Consider the following 20,167-nt stretch of genomic DNA (forward strand, 5'->3'; position numbering starts at 1 on the left):
TGATAGGTTGAGGTCTCTCAATCTTGTTGCTAAATCCATGTCTTTATCTTCAGACCCCCCACATGACGATATTCTCGCCAAAGAGCAAGCCTTTCACGATCGCTGGGCCGCCGGAATTGATGTGGATGGGATTCAGGTAGAGGACTACTTTGAAGCCTGTACTGCCCCGGAAAATCGCTTCATTCTCAAACAGTTGGGCAATGTTCAGGGCAAACGCCTTTTAGATGTGGGCTGTGGGGCCGGGGAAAACAGCGTTTATTTTGGCAGTCGCGGGGCCCATTGTGTCGCCAGTGACTACTCACCGGGAATGGTAGAGGTGGCCCTAAGGTTAGCGGAACATAATGGGGTTCAGGTGGAGGGCAAGGTTATCAACGCCATGGACATTGACTATCCGGATAATAGTTTTGATATTGTCTATGCTGCCAATCTCTTGCATCATATTCCCAATCCCATGATTGCGATTCAAGAGATGCACCGAGTTCTCAAACCCGGTGGAAAAATGTGTTTTTGGGACCCTCTTCGTCATAATCCGGTTATTAACGTCTATCGACGTATGGCAACGGATGTTCGCACGGACGATGAAACACCGCTGCACATCAACATTGTCAAAGAGATTGAACCCCTATTTTCTCAGACCCGTTATAATACCTTTTGGTTGGCCACTTTGTGGATTTTTCTTCAGTTCTATTTAATTGAACGAGTGCATCCTAATGAGGAGCGGTATTGGAAGAAGATTATTAAAGAACAGCAGCGATTGAAACCTCTTTATACTCGTCTGGAACGGGGCGATCGCCTTCTCAAAAAGATTCCTGGCATGAAGCGGATGGCTTGGAACATCGCCGTTGTTGCCACAAAATAACCCCCAAACTTTGACGCCAAAAAACTGCCAAAAATCATAAACTCTGATGGCTTCTCCTCTCTATTCCTTAGTCATTCCCATTTTTAACGAGGAAGACAATCTTCCTGAATTGGTGCAACGGTTAACGGTAGTGACAGAGGCGGTGGGGCAGCCCTATGAGGTGTTGTTTGTCGATGATGGCAGTGGCGATCGCAGTCTCGAACTTCTCCGTCATTACCATCAACAAAACCCCCAGTTTCACTATCTCAGTTTTGCCCGCAACTTTGGGCATCAAGTGGCGGTGACTGGGGGCTTGAATTTTGTGACGGGGAAGGCCGTCATCGTCATGGATGCTGATTTACAAGATCCACCTGAACTCATCCCCGAGTTACTGGAAAAATGGCAACAGGGCTATCAAGTCATTTATGCCCAACGCATCGCCCGTCATCAAGATCCTTGGCTAAAACGGCTGCTGGCCTATAGCTTTTATCGAGTCTTGCGGCGTTTAGCGGATGTGGCGATTCCCACAGATTCGGGAGATTTCTGTTTAATGGATAAACAGGTGGTGGATTTACTCAATTCGATGCCCGAACGCAACCGTTATATTCGCGGTTTACGGGCCTGGGTGGGCTTTCGTCAAACCTCACTTCAGTTTAAGCGAGATCCTCGCTTTGCTGGAGATGTAAAATATACCTTTCGTAAGTCTCTCTCTTTGGCGGTTGATGGGATTATGTCTTTTTCTAAGGTTCCCCTACGCTTCGCTACCTATCTGGGCCTCCTAGCTGCTGGAATTGCCCTACTGATGGTGTTTGCGGTTCTCTATTGGCGGTTGTTTTATCCCGAATCACCTCTGATTGGGGCCACCATTATTACCATTGCGATTTTCTTTTTAGGGGCTGTTCAATTAGTCTGTATTGGTATTCTAGGGGAGTATATTGGGCGTATTTACGAAGAAGTGAAAGGACGCCCCCTATATACCATCAAGGAAGTTTCCCTGAACTCCTGAAGGTAGGCCTTAAAAAATACATCATCAAAATGATTGACATTTGATGATTCGAGCTTGATCACCCTGTCTGCTCGGGCAAACTAACGGTACTATAGAGAAAGACTGCTTATTTTTAAACCCCTATCCTCCGTCATTGGTCAACAATTGATTATCAAAGTTTATGAAAAAAACGGAACTCTTAAAACAAGTGGATGAATTAGCCCGAGAGTGCGAAAATGTTACCACTCTCATCCATCAACTGCAACTTCCCCATATTAACGAACGTCAGCGATCGCGCATTCTCACGGAACTCCTAGCCGCCTCTATCCATCTTAACCAGCAATGTAATGGAGATTTCCAGAAACTCGTAGCGACTGAGATTGAGTCTCTTAACGGCTGATTCCCCTAAACGACGAAAGAGGCTGTCCGAAGACAACCTCTTTCCGCTAGACTGTAGTCTAGTCTTCAAACTGGGGCGGAAGGATTCGAACCTCCGAATGGCGGGACCAAAACCCGCTGCCTTACCGCTTGGCGACGCCCCAACGAGTCAGCGATAACTATACTAACAACCCTACTCAAGAGATGTCAAGGGGTTTTCAGATTTTTTTTGCTAGGGTGGGACAAATTTGCCTCAAACCCTTGTTTTAGGGGAGTTTCCACAATGTCATCATTACTTAATCTACTGCAATTAACCAGTCCCGCCTTGCCTCTGGGGGGGTATAACTACTCAGAAGGCTTAGAAACCCTGGTGGAACAGCAACGGATTCAGGATGCGGCCCAACTGGGGCGTTGGTTGGAGGTGGAGTTAGAGTTTGGGGCGATCGCCGTCGAGGGGGCGATGGTCCTGCGAGCCTATCAAGCCCTGCTAAACTCAGATATCCCCACGTTAGTCTATTGGAACCATTGGTTAAGTGCCAGTCGTGACTGCCGCGAACGACAACAGCAAAGTTGGCAAATGGGCAATTCCTTACTGCGTCTGTTGCTGGAGTTGCAGAACACCTCGCCGCAACTGCCGAGTTTAGAGACGTGTCGCCGGGAATTAGCCCCGAACTGTAATCTGGCGATCGCCTACGCCCTAGCGGTGGCCCATTGGAAAATCCCCCTAGAAGATGCCATACTGGGCTATCTGCACAGTTGGAGCAGTAATTTGATTGGAGCCGGGGTTAAATTGATTCCCCTGGGGCAAACGAGCGGACAGCGGCTGATTCAGGAACTTCAGCCGGTTTTAGAGGCTTGTTGCCAGCGTCTCCTGAGTCTGGGGGATGAGGACTTATTCGCCTGTACTTGGGGGGCGAGTTTAGCCAGTATGCAGCATGAAACCCTGTACAGCCGTCTCTTTCGTAGTTAATTCAGACTAAACTGAGTGTATTTCTATGACTCCTCTACGTGTTGGAATTGCGGGGCCGGTAGGTTCTGGGAAAACGGCCCTGGTGGATGCCCTCTGTAAGCGGTTGCGGGGGGATTTAGCCTTAGCGGTGGTCACCAATGATATCTATACTCAGGAAGATGCCCAATTTTTGGTCAAGTCTCAGGCCCTAGAGGGCGATCGCATTCTGGGAGTGGAAACCGGCGGCTGTCCCCATACGGCGATTCGCGAGGATGCGTCGTTGAACTTGGCGGCGGTTGAACAACTTGAACTCAAGTTCAACCCTTTGGATATCCTATTCGTCGAAAGTGGGGGGGACAATTTGGCGGCGACGTTTAGCCCCGAGTTAGTGGATTTGACGATTTATGTCATCGATGTCGCCGCTGGGGACAAGATTCCCCGCAAAGGCGGCCCCGGAATTACCAAATCGGACTTGTTGGTGATTAACAAAATTGACCTAGCCCCCTATGTTGGGGCAGACTTAGGGATTATGGAACGGGATGCGGCCAAAATGCGGGGAGAACGTCCCTTTGTCTTCACCAATCTCAAAACACAAGAGGGCTTTGATGAGGTTGAGGGGTTTGTGCGATCGCATCTCTGTTAAGTCTTAATTTCCATACCTGTTGCCTGTTGCCTGTTGCCTGTTGCCTTCTTCCCCCTGTTCCCTGTTCCCTGTTCCCTTCTTATGACGACTCTCTGGCAAGGTCAACTCAAACTCACCTACGCCAAACGCGGCCAGGTGACTCGCGTGATTGATTCCTATAGCCAGTCTCCTCTGAAACTGCAACGGAGTTTCCATCCCGACGGCCAAACCTGTCAAAGTTTGATTCTCCATACCGCTGGGGGAATTGTCGGGGGCGATCGCCTCAGCCAAGAGATTACCCTCCATCCCCAAGCTGAAGCCAGTCTCACCACCGTCTCCGCCAGCAAAGTCTATCGCAGCAGCGGTCCCCAATCTCAACAAACCCTGACGATATCCCTAGATCACGATGCCTATTTGGAGTATATTCCCCGTGAAAGCATCATCTTTGATGGGGCTAGGTTTCAGCAGCAGTTGCGCGTGGACTTGGGGGAGAACGCCGTTTGGCTAGGCTGGGAGTTGTTACGGTTTGGGCGAACGGCCCGAGGCGAACGGTTCAACAGCGGTGATTGGCGATCGCAAACCCACATCTATCGAAACGGCGTTCCCCTCTGGATTGATCGCCAACAGCTTGCGGGGGGATCTCCCCTTCTCGATGCGTCGAATGGCTTAAACGGCCAGCCAGTAGTGGGAACCTTGGCCTGGATTGGCCAGCCAGTGTCCCCAGAGATTGTCGACAAAGCCCGTCATCTCTGGAAAATGCGAGACCTTGAGGGAGAAATCGCCCTATCCTGTTGCCAATCTGGGGTAATATGCCGATATCGGGGGCGATCGACCCAGAAAGCCAGTGCCGCCTTCCTCGATTTGCGGCAACTCCTGCGTCACTCCAAGGGCGATCGCCCCGTCACCGTTCCCCGTGTTTGGTCCTGTTAACGTCTTTTTAGGCCGTAACTCTTATGCAACTGTCTCCTCAAGAAAAAGATAAACTGCTGATTTTCACAGCGGCGTTATTAGCCGAACGTCGCAAAGCCAAAGGTTTAAAACTCAACTATCCTGAAGCCGTGGCCTATATTACAGCGGGGATTTTAGAGGGGGCCCGGGAGGGGCGATCGGTGGCGGAGTTAATGCAATTTGGCAAAACCCTCCTTTCCCGTGAAGATGTCATGGAGGGAATTGCTGAAATGGTGGCAGAAGTACAAGTCGAGGCCACCTTCCCCGACGGGACAAAATTGGTCACCGTTCACGAGCCAATTATTTAATTGATTCTATCAGTAAAAACCGACGGAGTAACCTTTATGATTCCCGGAGAACTATTACCCCTAGAGGGTGAGATTGAACTCAACGCCGACCGCCCCACATTGACAATTACCGTCGCCAATCGGGGCGATCGCCCTATCCAAGTTGGCTCACATTTCCATTTCTTTGAAGTCAACGCCGCCCTCAATTTTGAGCGTGATAAAACCCGGGGAATGCGTCTCAACATTCCCGCCGGAACCGCCGTCCGCTTTGAACCGGGAGACGAGAAAGAGATAGAATTAGTCAGCCTCACCGGAACTCGCGAAATCTACGGATTCAACGGCTTGATTAACGGGTCCTTAGACGAAAAACCAGAGAAAAGCAAAGACAAGAAAAAAGACAAAAAAGACAAGAAGAAGAAAAAAAAGAAATAACGCCCCTTCCCTTCTTGGGAGGGGTGCCCGTAGGGCGGGGTGGGTCCTTCCCGAAGGGTTCCGGCAAGTTTCAATAGAGTGGTCGAAGCCTAAACCTTCATTGATACCGGAATACACCCTACCCCTTTTCCCCCTCTTGCCTCTTGCCTTTTGCCTCTTGCCTTCTTCCCCCTGTTCCCTATTCCCTTCTTTTGCCCCATGCCCTACTTCATGAATCGCCGCGCCTACGCTGAAACTTTTGGTCCTACCGTGGGCGATCGCCTCCGGTTAGCGGACACCGAGTTAATCATTGAAGTTGAACGAGACTTAACCACCTATGGCGATGAAGTCAAATTTGGCGGGGGAAAAGTGATTCGAGATGGAATGGGACAATCCCCCATTTCTCGCGAAGACGGGGCAGTGGATATCGTCATTACCAACGCTTTAATTCTCGATTGGTGGGGCATTGTCAAAGCCGATATTGGCATTAAAGACGGCAAAATTTGTAAAATTGGCAAAGCGGGAAATCCTCATATTCAGGATAACGTTGATATTATTATTGGTCCCGCCACTGAAGCCATCGCCGCTGAAGGTTGCATCGTCACCGCTGGGGGAGTTGATAGTCATATTCACTTTATTTGTCCGCAACAAATTGAAACGGCGATCGCCTCAGGAATCACGACGATGATTGGCGGTGGAACCGGCCCCGCCACCGGAACCAACGCCACCACCTGCACCCCCGGTTCCTGGAACATCCACCGAATGCTACAAGCCGCCGATGGGTTCCCGATGAATCTCGGCTTTATGGGAAAAGGAAACAGTTCCCAAAAACCGGGATTAATTGAACAAATTCTGGCCGGGGTTGTGGGATTAAAACTCCATGAAGACTGGGGAACCACTCCCGCCGCTATTGATACCTGTCTCAGCGTCGCTGACGAGTATGACATCCAGGTGGCGATTCACACCGATACCCTCAACGAAGCGGGGTTTGTGGAGGACACCATCGCCGCCTTCAAGAATCGGGCCATTCATACCTATCATACCGAGGGGGCTGGGGGCGGTCATGCCCCGGATATCATCAAAGTCTGTGGCGTGGCCAATGTTCTCCCCTCCTCGACGAATCCCACCCGGCCCTATACGGTGAATACCCTAGAAGAACATCTGGATATGTTGATGGTTTGTCACCACCTCGATCGCAACATTCCCGAAGATGTGGCCTTTGCCGAGTCCCGGATTCGCCGCGAAACCATTGCAGCGGAGGATATTTTGCATGATTTGGGGGCGTTTAGTATTATTTCTTCTGATTCCCAAGCTATGGGGCGTGTGGGAGAGAATATCATCCGAACCTGGCAGACGGCCCATAAGATGAAAGTGCAGCGGGGGCCGTTGGGGGGGGATTGCGATCGCCATGACAATTTGCGGGCCAAACGCTATGTGGCAAAGTATACGATTAACCCGGCGATCGTTCATGGGATTTCCGATTATGTGGGTTCGATTGAAGAAGGGAAATTGGCGGATTTATGTCTCTGGAAACCGGCGATGTTTGGGGTGAAGCCGGAGTTAGTGGTGAAAGGGGGGATGATTGCTTGGGCCCAGATGGGCGATGCGAACGCCAGTATTCCCACGCCGCAACCGGTTCATATGCGGCCCATGTTTGCGAGTTATGGGGGGGCGATCGCGGCTACGTCAGTCACGTTTGTTTCCCAAGCGGCGGTTGAGGCGGAGGTGGGCCGTCAACTGGGGTTACAGAAACCCACTCTAGGGGTATCGAACACTCGCGAGATCCGCAAGGGGGATTTGAAGTTAAATAATGCTTTACCCCAGATTGAGGTCGATCCAGAAACCTACGAGGTTCGGGCTGATGGGGAGTTATTAACCTGTGAACCGGCGCAAGTGTTACCCATGGCCCAACGGTATTTCTTGTTTTAAGTCTTGTTTCTTCTCTTATTGCTTGTTGAAAATGTCCGTACAAGATGATCGACGGGAAAATGAACTCATTACCCTGTTTGACTTAAAAAAGCCTGCGCATCCTAGGACAGGAGGGCAGAAATAAAGCCAGTATTCATGAGATCAAGGGCTTGCCGGAATAAGTCCACTTGAAAGGCTTAGCCATTGTGCAATTGAAGTACTCGATGAAGTCGAGGATTTGGGTTCTCAGGTCATCCTCACTCGTGAAACTGGCCCGGCGCAGCAACTTGCGAGCCAGGATGCTCAACCAGATTTCAATTTGGTTGAGCCAGGAGCAATGCTTGGGGGTGAAGTGTATCACTAGGCGGTGGTCAGGATTACTTAGAAAAGCCGCGCGAGTGTCCATGGACTTCAAGATGCCGGATTTCCCCTTTTGACCCAGTTCAATCGGTTCCGGCTCCAGGGCGGCGACTAATCGCACCAGGGACTCAGACTGATGGGTATTGAGACAGTCCATCACCAGATGCCATTTAGGGGCGTTGGGGAATTGGACCACCAAGGCGTCGATGTGGGAGACGAAATCCGCCTCCGTACGGGTCTTCCCGACATTGGCTTGGTCAATCCGTCCCGTCGCCACATTGAAGGAGGAAATCAAGCTTTGGGTTCCATGACGGATGTATTCAAACTCGACTTTCTCAGGACGCCCTGGCTTCATCGGTAGATTGGGCATGGTGCGCTCCTTAGCTTGAATCCCAGTCATTTCGTCTACACTCATGGTCACCTCTCCCCGTTCAGCTCGTTCAATCGCTTGCTCGTAGACGTTGCAGATGTCCCTGACTTTGTCGGCGAACTCACAGTCGGGGGGGGGTGGAGCCAGTAATGGCTCTGGTGCGGTTTGATTTCGGCTTCGGCCAATAATCGACCCACGTGGCGTTGACTAATCTGTTCAACAATCCCTTGCTTGACCATCTCCTCTGCCAGTTCCCGAGGACTCCAATGGCTGATGGGGCGGCCATATTGATCAGGCGGGGTACAGGCTAAGGCATATAGTTGAGTGATTTGCTCCAAGCTAAAGGTGGCCGGTGCTCCTGGCCGAGGGGCATCTCTCAGACGCTCGGGGATTGGGACTCCCCGAGGACTGACTTCGAGCCAGCGGTTACGCCATAACCGACTCATATCTTTACTGATGCCCAACTCTCGTGAGATTTGACCATGGCTTTCACCTTGACTAGCCCGCAAAATGATTCTTGCTCGCTTGGCAATCTGCTGAGCCGTGCTCGGGCGTCTAGCCAATGTCTCGAGTTCGGCTCGCTCTGACTCGGTTAGGGTAATGGGGGGTGCAGCTAATCTGGCCATCGGAGCCTCCTCTTGCGCTTTCTTCAATGGTAGACTCTTTTTTGCCATCCTGTACTAGAACCGGATACAGAAGCAAAACGGATTATCGCTCGGGCTTTAGTTGAAACCGGCGAAAGTCGAGTACGTCAAAAAAAATACACAAGGGCTATTCAATCTTATGAACAAGCACAAAGGCTTGATCCTAATGTGGAAATTTCAGATCAAGCTTGGAATAACCTTTGTTGGTTTGGCAGTTTGCGCGGTGAAGCAGAGGCGGTCATACCCGCCTGTGAGCAAGCTGTCACCCTGGAACCGGAAGAGGCAGGACCTCGGGGAAATCTGGGAATTGCCAAGGCCCTGACCGGGGATAAAGAAGCAGCCATTCAAGAGTTTCAAGCCTATATTGAATTGAGTGATAATCCAGGAGCGAACCGGCAAGTCCAAGGTTATATTAATACCCTCAGCGCCGGGGAAAATCCCTTTACCGAGGCGGAGATTCAGCGGTTGTTAGGGGAGTAAGCTCACCCAGCAGCCATCCCTTTCTGATAGGATTCCCACAACTCCTCCCTCCTCTCTCCCATGACTCGTTTCATCCACGACCAATTCGCCAAAGACTATCTCGAAGAACTCCTAACCCCTTACGGAACCCTCCAATCGCCGCGACGAGTGGCCGGAGAAGTGCGTCAAATCGACCTTTGGTTTTCCCCCAACCCCGAATGTCCCCTATCCCCCGCCCCTCTAGGACTTCTGGCCCGCACCCTCCACAGTCCCGCCATCTTCGAACCCTACCGCAACCCCGTCACCGCCGACGAAATCCGCGATTGTCTCCTCAAACTCCTGGTCCTATCCGCCGAAGTTCGACGAGAGGCCCGACGCCAGCAAACCTCACTGGCTGACTCGGACCAACCCCGCCTCTGGATTCTCACCCCAACCGCCTCAGACCCGCTCTTAGCAAGCTTTAGTGCTACCCTAGATGTAGAAAATTGGGGCGACGGCATCTATCAATTTCCCCTGGGATTGCCAGGAGCGATTATCGTGATTCACCGACTCCCTCGTTCCCTGGATACCCTCTGGCTGAGAGTCTTAGGGCGAGGTGGAGTTCAGCAACAGGCCTTCGATGAACTGGAACAACTCCCCCCAGGTAATCCCTTTCGTGACAATGCCTTAATGCTGCTCAATCGCCTCAAGGCTAACCTAGAAATGACCCCCAATCTAAATCAGGAGGATAGAGAGTTAATTATGCGTTTATCTCCTCTGTTTGACCAACAACTTGAAGAAGCAAAACTATCGGGTCTTGAACGAGGTCTTGAACGAGGTCTTGAACGGGGACGGGAACAAGGACGGGAACAAGGACAGCGGGAGGCGATCGCCAGTCTCCTAGAAGCCCGTTTCGGCTCCCTAGACAACGAACTCAGCCAACTCCTAGACCCCATGATTCGCCGTCCATCGAGCGAGTTAATGCCCCTACTGCTACAACTCTCGCGCGAGGAACTCATCGAGCGATTTAGCCCATAAATTCAACTCAGCCCCCCGGTTTCTTCCCCCTACTACGTAGCTTTGGCAACCATGGCGCTGTCGGTTAGAAGTTCGATCGCCTTTTGGTAGGGCAAATCGGCGGGGGTTCCGACTTCGTCGCGGCGGATGGTGTTCTGGGGAACGACAAAATCTGGGGTAATCCCTAACTTGTTGATGTCTTTGTGGCTGGGGGTCTCGTATTTGGCTACAGTGACGGCAATTCCCGAATTATCTGAGAGGTCAAATAGAGACTGAATTAACCCCTTGCCAAAGGTGCGTTCTCCCACCAGTTGGGCCCGGCGATTGTCTTGGAGGGCCCCGGCTAGGATTTCACTGGCACTGGCGGTCCCTTGATTGACTAAGACCACTAATGGGGCCTCGGTGAGAGCCTCATGGCCGGCATCGAAACTTCCTAAGACCGCTTGACGATTCACCGTATAGACAATGGTGGCATCGTTGAGCCAGAGGCGGGCAATTTCGACTCCCGCTTGTAACAGGCCGCCGGGATTATTGCGTAAATCGAGAACATAGGCAGCCGCGCCTTCATCTTCGAGCTGGGTAATGGCGTCGCTCATCTGTTCCGTGGCGTTGGCGCTGAACTGTGTCAGGCGAATATAGCCGACGGGGGTGCGGTCTTCGGCTTCCGTTAGCTTGTAACTGACGGGGTTGAGGGCAATGCGATCGCGGATAATTTCAATATCATCAATCCGCTGGCTATCGAAGCGTTGCACTTGCAGCACGACTGGGGTGCCAATGGTTCCTCGCATCCGAGTGGCAGCTTCATCCAGAGAAAGATTTTCAGTGGATACCCCATCAATTTCTAAGACAATATCTCCCGCCTGGATACCCGCATCATCAGCGGGAGAGCCGGCGATGGGGGCAATAACCTTAATGCGCTTACTCTCAGGTTCAATGGCGATTTGCAGTCCCACCCCCGTTAACTCTCCGGCCGTGTTGACCTGTAAATTGCGGTAGTTGTCGGGTCGTAACAGCCGTGTGAAGGGGTCATTCAGTTTTGCCAACATCTCCTCAATGGTGTCATAGGCCGCCTCACGACTGTCGAGAGGTTGGCGTAGGGCCTCCTGACGGACTTGCCACCAGTTTTGTCCATTGAAGGAATCGTCCACATAGGCACGGTTCACCAATCGCCAGACTTCTGAGATCAGTTTCTGTTCTTCCGTCAAGGCCAAGGCTGGAGGGGCCCAGCCGAACCAGCCTGAGAGTCCGAAAACCAGTAAAAGCAGAAGTCCAAAGCTGACAGCGCGTTTTTGCATGAGAAAACCCGACATCTAAAGTTGCGAAATATTAATGTTTCCTTAGTGTGCCAAAGTTCTGAGCATCTGCCTAGTCCAGAGGTGGGCCGACCTCTGGGGTGCGATCGCCGAGAACTCCTAGCCCCTAACGTCCAAGCTGTGTTACCTTTTTTATAAGAAACTTTACCCTTCCGCCTTCAAGCCTGCCTGAAGATTTCAGCCTCGTGATGATGTCTGGAATCCTCTGTGTCCGTCTGAGGGCAGGGCGATGCCCAACCCCCGGGTGTCGTGCTAAACTTCACAAACCGCAATATATCTAACGCACTGACTTTATGTTTTCTAAGGAAGTCACTGAGTCTAAACCCTTCAAGTGGTTTAACGAACGCCTCGAAATCCAGGCGATCGCCGACGACATCACCGACAAATACGTTCCGCCTCACGTTAACATCTTCTACTGCCTCGGTGGTATCACCCTGGTTTGCTTCCTGATCCAGTTTGCCACTGGATTCGCCATGACCTTCTACTACAAACCGACGGTCACGGAAGCCTACAGCTCCATTCAATACCTCATGACCGAGGTGAACTTCGGTTGGCTGATTCGCTCCATCCATCGCTGGTCCGCCAGCATGATGGTGTTGATGATGATTCTGCACGTGTTCCGGGTTTACCTCACCGGTGGATTCAAAAAACCTCGGGAACTCACCTGGGTCACCGGCGTGATTCTCGCCGTCATCACCGTCACCTTTGGGGTGACCGGCTACTCCCTTCCCTGGGACCAAGTGGGTTATTGGGCTGTAAAAATCGTCAGCGGTGTTCCCGAAGCCATCCCCGTGGTGGGCAGCTTTATGGTGGAACTGCTCCGGGGTGGAACCAGTGTGGGTCAATCTACCCTCACCCGCTTCTACAGCTTGCACACCTTCGTCCTTCCCTGGCTGATTGCGGTGTTCATGCTGTTGCACTTCCTCATGATCCGCAAACAAGGAATTTCTGGCCCCTTGTAAGGCCAATCTTCCCTGGATGTCGTCATGGAGACCATTTGGCAAGGAGCCGAAATGAGTTTGCTAAACTAGCCTGTAGTTTAAACACCTCCAGACGACTCGACCTTTACAGCCTACCGGTTTACAGGAGAACACCCGAATACTATGTCTACTTTGAAAAAGCCGGATCTCAGCGATCCGAAACTCCGCGCCAAACTCGCCCAAGGCATGGGTCACAACTACTATGGTGAGCCTGCTTGGCCCAATGACCTGCTCTATGTGTTCCCCGTAGTCATCCTGGGAACCCTCGCCTGTGTGGTGGGTCTAGCAGTTCTTGACCCCGCGATGATTGGGGAGCCGGCCGATCCCTTTGCGACCCCTCTGGAAATTCTGCCGGAATGGTATCTCTATCCCGTGTTCCAAATTCTGCGGGTGGTGCCGAATAAACTCTTGGGAATTGGTCTTCAAACCCTAATTCCTCTTGGTTTAATGTTGATTCCGTTCATTGAAAGCATCAACAAATTCCAAAACCCCTTCCGCCGTCCAGTGGCGACGTCCATGTTCTTGTTTGGGACCTTGGTCACCCTCTGGTTAGGAATTGGGGCGACTCTTCCCATCGATAAATCTCTCACCTTCGGTCTTTTCTAAATCCCAGACCCGGACGGTGACTTATTCATCGTTACAAAAGCGTCTGTCAACTCCTTAGGACTGGTTGCTCATTTGGGCGATCGCCCCTGGGGGGGTGGCGGGCGTTTTGTTGTTGTTCAGTGGGCGTTATGAAAGGCGATTCCTTTCCTCAAATCTTAGACCGGGTGGCCATCGCCGCCATTGTGATTCTCAGCCTGGTGACCATCATTCTCTTGGCTGGGGGGGATAAAAGCATTCCTCGGGTTCGTAACTTCAGTTGGGATAACCAGACCATTAGTTCTCTCGACCGGGCCTTTACCTTGACGTTTAACCGGCCCATGAATCCCGATAGTGTGGAGAACAACCTACAAATTGACCCGCCACTACCGGGGAAAATGAGTTGGGCCGGACAGCGGATGGCCTATACGCTTCTCTATCCAGCACCCTACGGAACCACCTATCGCTTAAAACTATCGGGGGCCCGCGATCGCTTCACCGAACCTGACGACACAGACCATTACATCGATCCCTTTGAGCGAGACTTCCAAAGTCGCGATCGCGTGATGCTTTATCTCGGGTCTGAGGAGGGAGAACGGGGACGCCTGATTCTCTATAACTTCACCCAAGACCGCAAAACTATCCTCACCCCCTCAGATATGACGGTGATGGATTTTCAGATGTACCCCGACGGTGATCGCATCCTCTTTTCCGCCATTGACCGAGACCGGGGCCGTCGCGGACTCACGGAAAGTCAAATCTATACGGTCACCACGGGTCTTGACTTCGCCGATGACTCACCGGATTCCGCCGGCCGGATTCAACGCATCCTGGATAACCGGACCTATCAAAATCTGCAATTTTCCCTAGCCCCCGACGGAACCACCATTGTCGCCCAGCGGGCCCGGCGCGATCGCCCAGGGAGTGACTTCGGACTCTGGGTGATTCGGGATGGAAAAGCTCCGGAACGCTTCCCCACGGAACCCGGCGGTGAATTTGCCATTGCCCCCAATAGTAAGGAATTGGCTATGGCCCAAGGTCAAGGGGTGGCGCTGTTGTCCATTGAACCGGGAATGGAAGGGAAGGAACCCCTGGAGTTTTTCCCCCAATATGGACGAGTCATGGGATTCACCCAAGATGGACGAGCCGCCGTGATGGTGAGGTTTAACACCGACTATACCCGCTCCATGGTGGTGGTTCCCAACATCGGCGAACCCCGAGAAATTCTACGCACCAGTGGCTCCATCCTCGATGCGGAATTTGACCCCACGGGCCGCTATATCTATGCTCTCGTGACCGAACTCCTGGAAGCTGACGAGTATATCGAGCAACCCTATATTTTGGCTCTGGATTTGGAAACCCAGGATTCTAAAGAATTGGTGCGCTTTGAACGCAGTCCCATGGATTTAAGCATGAGTCTGGCCCCCGATGGTCAAGCACTGCTGTTTGACCGTCTGACGATTACCTCCTCGGCTGAGGGACCGGATTTACCCCTGACTCAATCTGGGGGGGCGATCGAGGATAGTGAATTGTGGATTCTCTTTCCCCTGGTGGACTCTCAAGGAGAGTTAACCCGTCCCCAACCAGAGCAATTGCCCCTCGATGGCTTTAATCCCAAGTGGCTCCCGTGACGCAAAGGTCGAGAAAAATTCGAGGTGGGCCAGGCCGTCTCACCTCTGATTTTTAAGACATTGGCCAGGAATTGCGGCGATCGCACTATGGAATCGGTCGCTCAGCCTTTATGCTTAAGGTAGATGGCGATTAATCACAGTACAGTCGAACGGGATGGACACGCGGGAACTCAAATTTGTTTTGAATCTGTTGGGGGCGCCGAACTATCGAGCGCCGATCTCTCAGGTGAAACCCAATAATCGCACCAAGGCCGCCGAACGGGATAGTATTTGCCGCACTCTGCGCGATCGCGGTATCGTCGACTGTAGTGAGGAAATCGTCGAATGTCGCATTGCACCGCCGGGGAGTGCCTTATTGCGCCTCGATACCAGCCGCCTTCCGGTGACTGAAGATGAAATTGCCGTCCTGCGGGCCTGCGCCGAAACCAGCATCCTCACCAAAAACCTGGATCTTCCGAGCGATCGCCGTCAGGTGGTCTTGCAGAAATTGGCGGAACGGGGACTGATTAAAGCCGAAGCCACCCGCCTTGAAGATGTCTGGCTCACCAACTTTGGCTTAGACTATCTCCATGATGACTATAGCCCTCATGGAAGTGGTCTGGAGTTAAGCCTGGACCATCTCAACTGCTATTTGCAATTTCTACGCAAACGGGATGGACAGTCCCTCAGTCCCCATCCCCCCGACAACAAACAACCGGTTCAGGAACCCGTCAACCCACAGCGGCGCTTGACGGAAAAGCCCAATGATGCCGATATTTGGTATGTCATCGAAGAACTCGATCGCCAGCTAGAGACCCATAACTATTTACCCATCTTCTACCTGCGGGAACGGCTACAACCGCCCTTAACCCGGGCTGAACTCGACAGCGCCCTCTATCGTCTGCAACGAGAAGATCGCCTTGAACTGAGTTCCCTGCAAGAAGCAGCGCACTATACCCCAGAGCAAGTTGAAGCCGGGATTCCTCAAGACATTGGCGGTCCGCTGTTCTTTCTGATTCGTAACTGACGTTGTTCCTGAGTTCCTCACCTCCCGGTATGACTATGACCGAGATTGATCGCATTATCCAACGCGCCCCCAACCCGTTTGATACGGAAACCTTCTGGTCGGGAAATTTTTGGCAGGAAATCCAAAACCCGGAACTCACGGTGGACTCGATTCACCAAGATGTTCTCCAGGAGATTGAGGCGGTTTTGGATCAGGTAGCCGAGGATCGCCGCAGTCGCACTCTGCTGTTAGAGGGGGAAACTGGCTCAGGAAAAACCTATCTCTTGGGCCGACTCAAACGACAACTGCAAACTCCCGATTACAAACAACTCCCCCGCGCCTTTTTTGTCTATATTGAACCCTTTACCGCCAGTGACTATATTTGGCGGCATATTTTGCGTTATACCGTTGATAGTCTGTTAGAGACCCCGGCTGGCCTGGATAAATCCCAGTTGTTAATTTGGTTAGAAGGTCTCTCGGAGTTAAAAAAACGGGGCATTGTCGATTGGTTACGGGGGGAACGGCAACTGTTTATCCGCAAACTCCTGGAGACCTATCCCTCGGGAATTTATAATGCTCAGGAGTTCTTCGGGGTTTTATACCATCTGACGGACTCAGAACTCTATCCCATTGCGTGTGAATGGTTGCGGGGAGATGATTTAGATGATGAATCTTTGCGGAAGTTGGGGGTTCAAGGAACCATTGATACAGAAGATGCCGCCCAGAAGACCTTGGCGAACTTTGGGCGCATTGCCGATGCCACGTTACCCATTGTTCTCTGTTTTGACCAACTTGATAACATTGCCCGCGATCGCCAAGGGAACCCAGATTTAGAATCCCTATTTCGCGTCAATTCGATTCTCCATACTCAGAAAGTCAAGAACTTTCTCTTTATCATCAGCATCATCACCGACACCTGGCGACAAAATGCCCCTCATATTCCCGCCACAGACCGCGATCGCCTCGATGCGAACCTCAGACTCAAACAAATCAGTTTAGACCAAGCGGAAGCCCTCTGGGCCAGCCGTCTGTATAGCCTACACCAGCAAACCTACCCACAACCGACCTCTCCCATTTATCCTCTGATTCGTCCCACCTTAGATGGCAAGTTTCCCGGTGGTAAAACTCGACCCCGCAACACCCTAATTTTAGGGCGACGACTCTATCAGGATGTCAAACTCCAACAACTGCAAGCCAACGTCTCCCAGGGAGCCTCACTTGAGGGAAAAACGCCCCCACCCCTATTGCCCAGTGATGCCCAAAGTGACCCCGTGGCGGCATTTAAACTGGTTTGGATCAAGAAATTCAAGCAAACTCGGGAACGGGTCTCTAAAATTCGTCAATATGCTGCCCCCGAATTGGTGCAAATGTTAGCCGAGGTGGTGCAGGCGTTACAGATGGAAGACATCCAACCCCGACTCCTTCCCAGTCGGACCTATGCCAGTTATTCCATCAGTTATCGTCACCCCGGAACCACCAATCGGGTGGGAATTGTTTGGTCGGAAGACACCAATATGGTGAAGTTTTTTCATCTCCTCAAAGGCTGTGGAGAGGCGTTATCGAGTCATCTGTGTCAGTCGTTGCAGTTGATTCGGGCCGAGGGGGTGGGGTCGCCGACGAATCGCGGCTACCAACTCTATACGGAGATTTTTGGCCAACCGGAAAATAACCACTTTATGTCCGATTTAACCTCGGTGCAATATCTGGCGACGCATCATGCTTTAGTCAATGATGCCCTCTCTGGGGAATTGGTGGTCGGGGAGGAAACCCCTGATGGGTCCCGGTTGCAGTCCTTAGTTCGGCAAACGGGGGTGTTGCGAGATTGTCCGCTGCTGCAACAGTTGGGCTTTTTTGAGATTACCTCCGGCCAAGATGCGGCGGAACAGTCCTTGCAGGCCATTGAAGATTTCATTATTAACCGGGTTCTCAATCAGCAATGCATGGCGATTCAACAGTTAATTGAAGAGGCGATCGCCCAGTTTGGGGGTGCGAGTAAACAACAGGTCCACCAACTGATTCAGAGTTTATCCCTGAGCGATCGCCCCCTGCAAATTCTCGATCCCGATGTCACCTTAGAAGAACAACTGGTGATTGCAACCCCCTAGGGGCCAAAAAATGTTGCCCCAACTCTCGCGATGCGTCTCTTTATCCTGTAGTCTGATATGGCTTCTATCCAACAGATTGTTCAACGCACTGTGAATCCCTTTGACTCGACCAGCTTTCGCCCCGGTAATTTTTGGCATGATGACAGTAGCCAAGCCACCAGTATCAATGGGATTCATGAAGAGATTGTGGCTGGGGTGTCTCAGATGCTTTCCCAAGTTCAGGGCGATCGCCGCAGTCGGACTGTAGTTCTCTCGGGGGATTCCGGTTCCGGGAAAAGCTTTCTCCTGGGCCGTTTAAAACGAACTCTCAACCCTCAAGCCTTTTTTGCCTATATTGGTCCCTGGCCCGAAAGTGACTATATTTGGCGACATACCTTACGCTATACCATTGATAGTTTAACCTGTGTGCCGGACGGTGAACGGGAATCTCAGTTATTATTATGGCTGAAGAGTTTATCGGCGTTTCGGGATGAGGGATTTCTCAAAAAAGTTATTGGCGAACGTCATTTATTTATCCATAACTTCAAATCGACCTATCCCACAGGAATTTATAATGCTAACGAGTTTTTCAGTATTCTCTATCATTTAACCAATCCTGATTTATATCCCTTGGCTTGTGATTGGCTCAAGGGAGATGATTTAGATGCCGAGAGTTTAAAGTTACTCAATGTTAGCAGTTCGATTGAGACGGAACATCAGGCGCAAAATGTTTTAGGTAATTTTGGTCGTATTGCCACAGCGACCCAGCCAATTGTTCTGTGTTTTGACAATTTGGATAATGTTGACCGCAGCGATCGCGGCTATATTGACTTGCAAGCCTTGTTCAATGTCAATTCCATTATCCACAATCAAAAGCTGAAGAACTTTCTGGTTATTATTAGTATTATTACCGATACCTGGCGAGAAAACTCCCCCCATGTGCAACCGGCGGATTTAGCGCGAGTCGATGAAGAATTGCATTTACGGCCCGTGGATATGACGGCGGCGATCGCCCTTTGGGAACGTCGAATTTTGCCCCTCCATCAAGAAGCCGATCCCCCCATTCCCTCCCGCCTCTATCCCCTCTCAGAACAGGAGTTACACCGCAAGTTTCCCGGAAATCAGGCCCTACCCCGTTCCGTCCTGATGGTGGGACGACAAGCCTTTCAGACTGCCAAACTTCAGCTTCAGGACCAGGCCCCAGTCACGCAAGAAGTGGATGAACTCGCGGCGTTTCAGTTGGTTTGGGAAAAGGAACTGGCCAAATCCCGTAAAACCGTCCAAGAAATCCGTCAATTTTCTGCCCCAGAGTTGATGAAGATGTTACGGGAAGCCTTGACGGCGTTGAATGTTACGGGAGTAGAACCCAAGTTATTAAAAAGTCCCACCTATAGCCGCTATTCGTTGAGTTTTTATTGGTCGTTGACCTTGGGGCGCATTGGGGTTATTTGGATTGAGGAACCGAATCTCAATAGTTTCTGTCGAGTAATGAAGTCTTGTCAAGAGGCGTTGCGCAAGAATACTTGTCAGTATCTGTATTTGATTCGGGCTGAGAATTTAGGGGTTCCGAAAAATAAGGGCTATCGGTATTATAAGGCATTGTTTGTTGACTCGATCCATAAACATATCATTCCTCAAATTGAGTCCTTACAGATATTGGCGGCGTATCATGAGTTAGTTAATGCAGCTGAGGCGGGGGATTTGCTCCTGGGTGATCGGGCTATCAGTACCGACGAATTGAAAGATTTAGTGGTGCGGTCAGAGGTTTTACAGTCCTGCCGTTTATTACAAAATCTCGGGGTTTTTGAACGCAACATGGGCAGTTTGTTAGACTCGACAATGTCCCAGAGTTCTAAAACTGAAAATGACCCGCTTCGCGAGCGGTTAAAAGAGTATCTATTTGCTCTAGTGAAAACTCAGCAATTAGTAGGACGAATGGTGTTACTGGAGAGTACGCGATCGCAGTTCCCGGAAATGACCCCAGAAGGGATTGACGGAGCCATTGGGGTATTATGTGACGAGGGGGCGATCGTCATTCTCAACCCCGAGTCGAACGCCGAGGAACAGTTAATCACAGTCAACCCATGACCCTTCCTCTTGGCTGGGTTATAATCTGGTAAAAATCCCTCATCAATGTATTCCTCTTGCCGAAGCCGGTGCGTTCCGGCTGGCTTAACCGGGTTGGCAAAATTTCCAAAGTGACTGAAGCCGGAACACACCCTACCGTTCTATTTTATAGATTTATTAACCGGTAGGGTGCGTTGCGGCTCAAATCCATATTAAACGAAGACAAAAATTGGCAAACTGCCGCAACGCACCAGGTTTATAATCCGGTAACAATCCCTCATCAATGTATTCCTCTTGCCGAAGCCGGTGCGTTCCGGCTAGCTGAAACTTGTTGGCAAAATTCCCAAATTGACCTCAGCCGGAACACACC

General features: G+C 51.3%; 20 protein-coding genes, 1 tRNA gene and 1 pseudogene. 18 read left to right on the top strand and 4 right to left on the bottom strand.

Going from position 1 to position 20,167, the window contains the following annotated elements; translation table 11 throughout:
• Positions 1–37 precede the first annotated feature (37 nt).
• From NEA10_RS11305 to NEA10_RS11315, 3 genes are all read left to right on the top strand, one after another.
• On the top strand, positions 38–859 hold the full coding sequence (locus NEA10_RS11305; RefSeq protein WP_252660021.1) for a class I SAM-dependent methyltransferase: 822 nt from the start codon (positions 38–40) through the stop codon (positions 857–859).
• A gap of 46 nt (positions 860–905) precedes the next feature.
• Entirely contained in the window at positions 906–1,844 is a 939-nt protein-coding gene (locus tag NEA10_RS11310; RefSeq protein WP_252660023.1) for a glycosyltransferase family 2 protein, read from the top strand.
• A gap of 160 nt (positions 1,845–2,004) precedes the next feature.
• Positions 2,005–2,223, top strand: coding sequence for a hypothetical protein (locus NEA10_RS11315; RefSeq protein WP_170187975.1), 219 nt, complete (start codon positions 2,005–2,007; stop codon positions 2,221–2,223).
• A gap of 70 nt (positions 2,224–2,293) precedes the next feature.
• Here NEA10_RS11315 and NEA10_RS11320 read toward each other — a convergent pair.
• A tRNA-Gln gene (locus tag NEA10_RS11320) sits at positions 2,294–2,365 on the bottom strand.
• 119 nt (positions 2,366–2,484) lie between these two features.
• On the opposite strand from NEA10_RS11320, the gene NEA10_RS11325 reads away from it, so the two are divergent.
• The 6 genes from NEA10_RS11325 (at position 2,485) to ureC (ending at position 7,347) form a co-directional block, all read left to right on the top strand.
• Positions 2,485–3,171 (top strand): urease accessory protein UreF, encoded by a 687-nt coding sequence (locus NEA10_RS11325; protein WP_252660025.1) that lies wholly within the window; start codon positions 2,485–2,487, stop codon positions 3,169–3,171.
• 25 nt (positions 3,172–3,196) lie between these two features.
• The gene (gene ureG, locus NEA10_RS11330; RefSeq protein ID WP_252660034.1) at positions 3,197–3,793 is read left to right on the top strand and encodes an urease accessory protein UreG; all 597 of its coding nucleotides are present in this window, start codon (positions 3,197–3,199) and stop codon (positions 3,791–3,793) included.
• Between the two features lie 81 nt (positions 3,794–3,874).
• Complete coding sequence (locus tag NEA10_RS11335; protein WP_252660036.1) at positions 3,875–4,702, top strand: urease accessory protein UreD; 828 nt, start codon at positions 3,875–3,877, stop codon at positions 4,700–4,702.
• A 23-nt stretch (positions 4,703–4,725) separates the two neighbouring features.
• Positions 4,726–5,028, top strand: a complete 303-nt coding sequence (gene ureA, locus NEA10_RS11340; RefSeq protein ID WP_252660038.1) for an urease subunit gamma — start codon at positions 4,726–4,728, stop codon at positions 5,026–5,028.
• 36 nt (positions 5,029–5,064) lie between these two features.
• Positions 5,065–5,439, top strand: a complete 375-nt coding sequence (locus NEA10_RS11345; RefSeq protein WP_252660047.1) for an urease subunit beta — start codon at positions 5,065–5,067, stop codon at positions 5,437–5,439.
• 198 nt (positions 5,440–5,637) lie between these two features.
• Positions 5,638–7,347 carry an urease subunit alpha gene (gene ureC, locus NEA10_RS11350; RefSeq protein WP_252660049.1) on the top strand — a complete coding sequence of 570 codons (1,710 nt, stop codon included), beginning with the start codon at positions 5,638–5,640 and terminating at the stop codon, positions 7,345–7,347.
• Between the two features lie 133 nt (positions 7,348–7,480).
• On the opposite strand, the gene NEA10_RS11355 is transcribed toward ureC, so the two are convergent.
• Positions 7,481–8,101, bottom strand: a complete 621-nt coding sequence (locus NEA10_RS11355; protein ID WP_252660052.1) for a transposase — start codon at positions 8,099–8,101, stop codon at positions 7,481–7,483.
• A 2-nt stretch (positions 8,102–8,103) separates the two neighbouring features.
• A complete protein-coding gene (locus NEA10_RS11360; protein WP_252660054.1) occupies positions 8,104–8,682 on the bottom strand; it encodes a helix-turn-helix domain-containing protein in 579 nt (192 codons plus the stop codon).
• 84 nt (positions 8,683–8,766) lie between these two features.
• Between NEA10_RS11360 and NEA10_RS21105 the strand changes: the two are divergent.
• From NEA10_RS21105 to NEA10_RS11370, 3 genes and pseudogenes are all read left to right on the top strand, one after another.
• Positions 8,767–8,856 (top strand): annotated as a pseudogene (locus NEA10_RS21105) (hypothetical protein); the annotation flags it as partial.
• Positions 8,857–8,868: 12 nt separating this feature from the next.
• Positions 8,869–9,180: a tetratricopeptide repeat protein gene (locus NEA10_RS11365; protein WP_252660056.1), complete on the top strand. Its 312-nt coding sequence runs from the start codon at positions 8,869–8,871 to the stop codon at positions 9,178–9,180.
• A 60-nt stretch (positions 9,181–9,240) separates the two neighbouring features.
• Entirely contained in the window at positions 9,241–10,176 is a 936-nt protein-coding gene (locus tag NEA10_RS11370; protein ID WP_252660058.1) for an RpnC/YadD family protein, read from the top strand.
• Between the two features lie 32 nt (positions 10,177–10,208).
• Here the strand turns inward: NEA10_RS11370 and ctpA are convergent, their stop codons facing one another.
• The gene (ctpA, locus tag NEA10_RS11375) at positions 10,209–11,450 is read right to left on the bottom strand and encodes a carboxyl-terminal processing protease CtpA (protein WP_252660060.1); all 1,242 of its coding nucleotides are present in this window, start codon (positions 11,448–11,450) and stop codon (positions 10,209–10,211) included.
• Positions 11,451–11,761: 311 nt separating this feature from the next.
• Between ctpA and petB the strand changes: the two genes are divergently transcribed.
• The 6 genes from petB to NEA10_RS11405 all read left to right on the top strand — a co-directional run bounded on the left by petB (position 11,762) and on the right by NEA10_RS11405 (position 19,818).
• Positions 11,762–12,430 carry a cytochrome b6 gene (gene petB / locus NEA10_RS11380; RefSeq protein ID WP_159789336.1) on the top strand — a complete coding sequence of 223 codons (669 nt, stop codon included), beginning with the start codon at positions 11,762–11,764 and terminating at the stop codon, positions 12,428–12,430.
• A 141-nt stretch (positions 12,431–12,571) separates the two neighbouring features.
• Positions 12,572–13,054, top strand: a complete 483-nt coding sequence (gene petD, locus NEA10_RS11385; RefSeq protein ID WP_252660075.1) for a cytochrome b6-f complex subunit IV — start codon at positions 12,572–12,574, stop codon at positions 13,052–13,054.
• 128 nt (positions 13,055–13,182) lie between these two features.
• Positions 13,183–14,661, top strand: a complete 1,479-nt coding sequence (locus NEA10_RS11390; RefSeq protein WP_252660077.1) for a hypothetical protein — start codon at positions 13,183–13,185, stop codon at positions 14,659–14,661.
• Between the two features lie 154 nt (positions 14,662–14,815).
• Positions 14,816–15,667: a hypothetical protein gene (locus NEA10_RS11395; protein WP_252660079.1), complete on the top strand. Its 852-nt coding sequence runs from the start codon at positions 14,816–14,818 to the stop codon at positions 15,665–15,667.
• A gap of 35 nt (positions 15,668–15,702) precedes the next feature.
• Positions 15,703–17,751, top strand: a complete 2,049-nt coding sequence (locus NEA10_RS11400) for an ATP-binding protein (RefSeq protein WP_252660081.1) — start codon at positions 15,703–15,705, stop codon at positions 17,749–17,751.
• A gap of 57 nt (positions 17,752–17,808) precedes the next feature.
• Positions 17,809–19,818: an AAA family ATPase gene (locus NEA10_RS11405; protein WP_252660083.1), complete on the top strand. Its 2,010-nt coding sequence runs from the start codon at positions 17,809–17,811 to the stop codon at positions 19,816–19,818.
• Positions 19,819–20,167 lie beyond the last annotated feature (349 nt).

The organism is Phormidium yuhuli AB48 (genome assembly GCF_023983615.1).
GTDB classification, from domain to species: domain Bacteria; phylum Cyanobacteriota; class Cyanobacteriia; order Cyanobacteriales; family Geitlerinemataceae; genus Sodalinema; species Sodalinema yuhuli.

Coding starts and splice junctions, on each gene's coding strand:
- NEA10_RS11345 (WP_252660047.1), top strand. CDS start 5,065: ATGATTCCCGGAGAACTATTACCCCTAGAGGGTGAGATTGAACTCAAC.
- NEA10_RS11305 (WP_252660021.1), top strand. CDS start 38: ATGTCTTTATCTTCAGACCCCCCACATGACGATATTCTCGCCAAAGAG.
- ureG (WP_252660034.1), top strand. CDS start 3,197: ATGACTCCTCTACGTGTTGGAATTGCGGGGCCGGTAGGTTCTGGGAAA.
- NEA10_RS11315 (WP_170187975.1), top strand. CDS start 2,005: ATGAAAAAAACGGAACTCTTAAAACAAGTGGATGAATTAGCCCGAGAG.
- NEA10_RS11400 (WP_252660081.1), top strand. CDS start 15,703: ATGACCGAGATTGATCGCATTATCCAACGCGCCCCCAACCCGTTTGAT.
- petD (WP_252660075.1), top strand. CDS start 12,572: ATGTCTACTTTGAAAAAGCCGGATCTCAGCGATCCGAAACTCCGCGCC.
- ctpA (WP_252660060.1), bottom strand. CDS start 11,450: ATGCAAAAACGCGCTGTCAGCTTTGGACTTCTGCTTTTACTGGTTTTC.
- NEA10_RS11355 (WP_252660052.1), bottom strand. CDS start 8,101: ATGAGTGTAGACGAAATGACTGGGATTCAAGCTAAGGAGCGCACCATG.
- NEA10_RS11360 (WP_252660054.1), bottom strand. CDS start 8,682: ATGGCCAGATTAGCTGCACCCCCCATTACCCTAACCGAGTCAGAGCGA.
- NEA10_RS11325 (WP_252660025.1), top strand. CDS start 2,485: ATGTCATCATTACTTAATCTACTGCAATTAACCAGTCCCGCCTTGCCT.
- NEA10_RS11310 (WP_252660023.1), top strand. CDS start 906: ATGGCTTCTCCTCTCTATTCCTTAGTCATTCCCATTTTTAACGAGGAA.
- ureA (WP_252660038.1), top strand. CDS start 4,726: ATGCAACTGTCTCCTCAAGAAAAAGATAAACTGCTGATTTTCACAGCG.
- petB (WP_159789336.1), top strand. CDS start 11,762: ATGTTTTCTAAGGAAGTCACTGAGTCTAAACCCTTCAAGTGGTTTAAC.
- NEA10_RS11335 (WP_252660036.1), top strand. CDS start 3,875: ATGACGACTCTCTGGCAAGGTCAACTCAAACTCACCTACGCCAAACGC.
- NEA10_RS11370 (WP_252660058.1), top strand. CDS start 9,241: ATGACTCGTTTCATCCACGACCAATTCGCCAAAGACTATCTCGAAGAA.
- NEA10_RS11405 (WP_252660083.1), top strand. CDS start 17,809: ATGGCTTCTATCCAACAGATTGTTCAACGCACTGTGAATCCCTTTGAC.
- ureC (WP_252660049.1), top strand. CDS start 5,638: ATGCCCTACTTCATGAATCGCCGCGCCTACGCTGAAACTTTTGGTCCT.
- NEA10_RS11395 (WP_252660079.1), top strand. CDS start 14,816: ATGGACACGCGGGAACTCAAATTTGTTTTGAATCTGTTGGGGGCGCCG.
- NEA10_RS11390 (WP_252660077.1), top strand. CDS start 13,183: ATGAAAGGCGATTCCTTTCCTCAAATCTTAGACCGGGTGGCCATCGCC.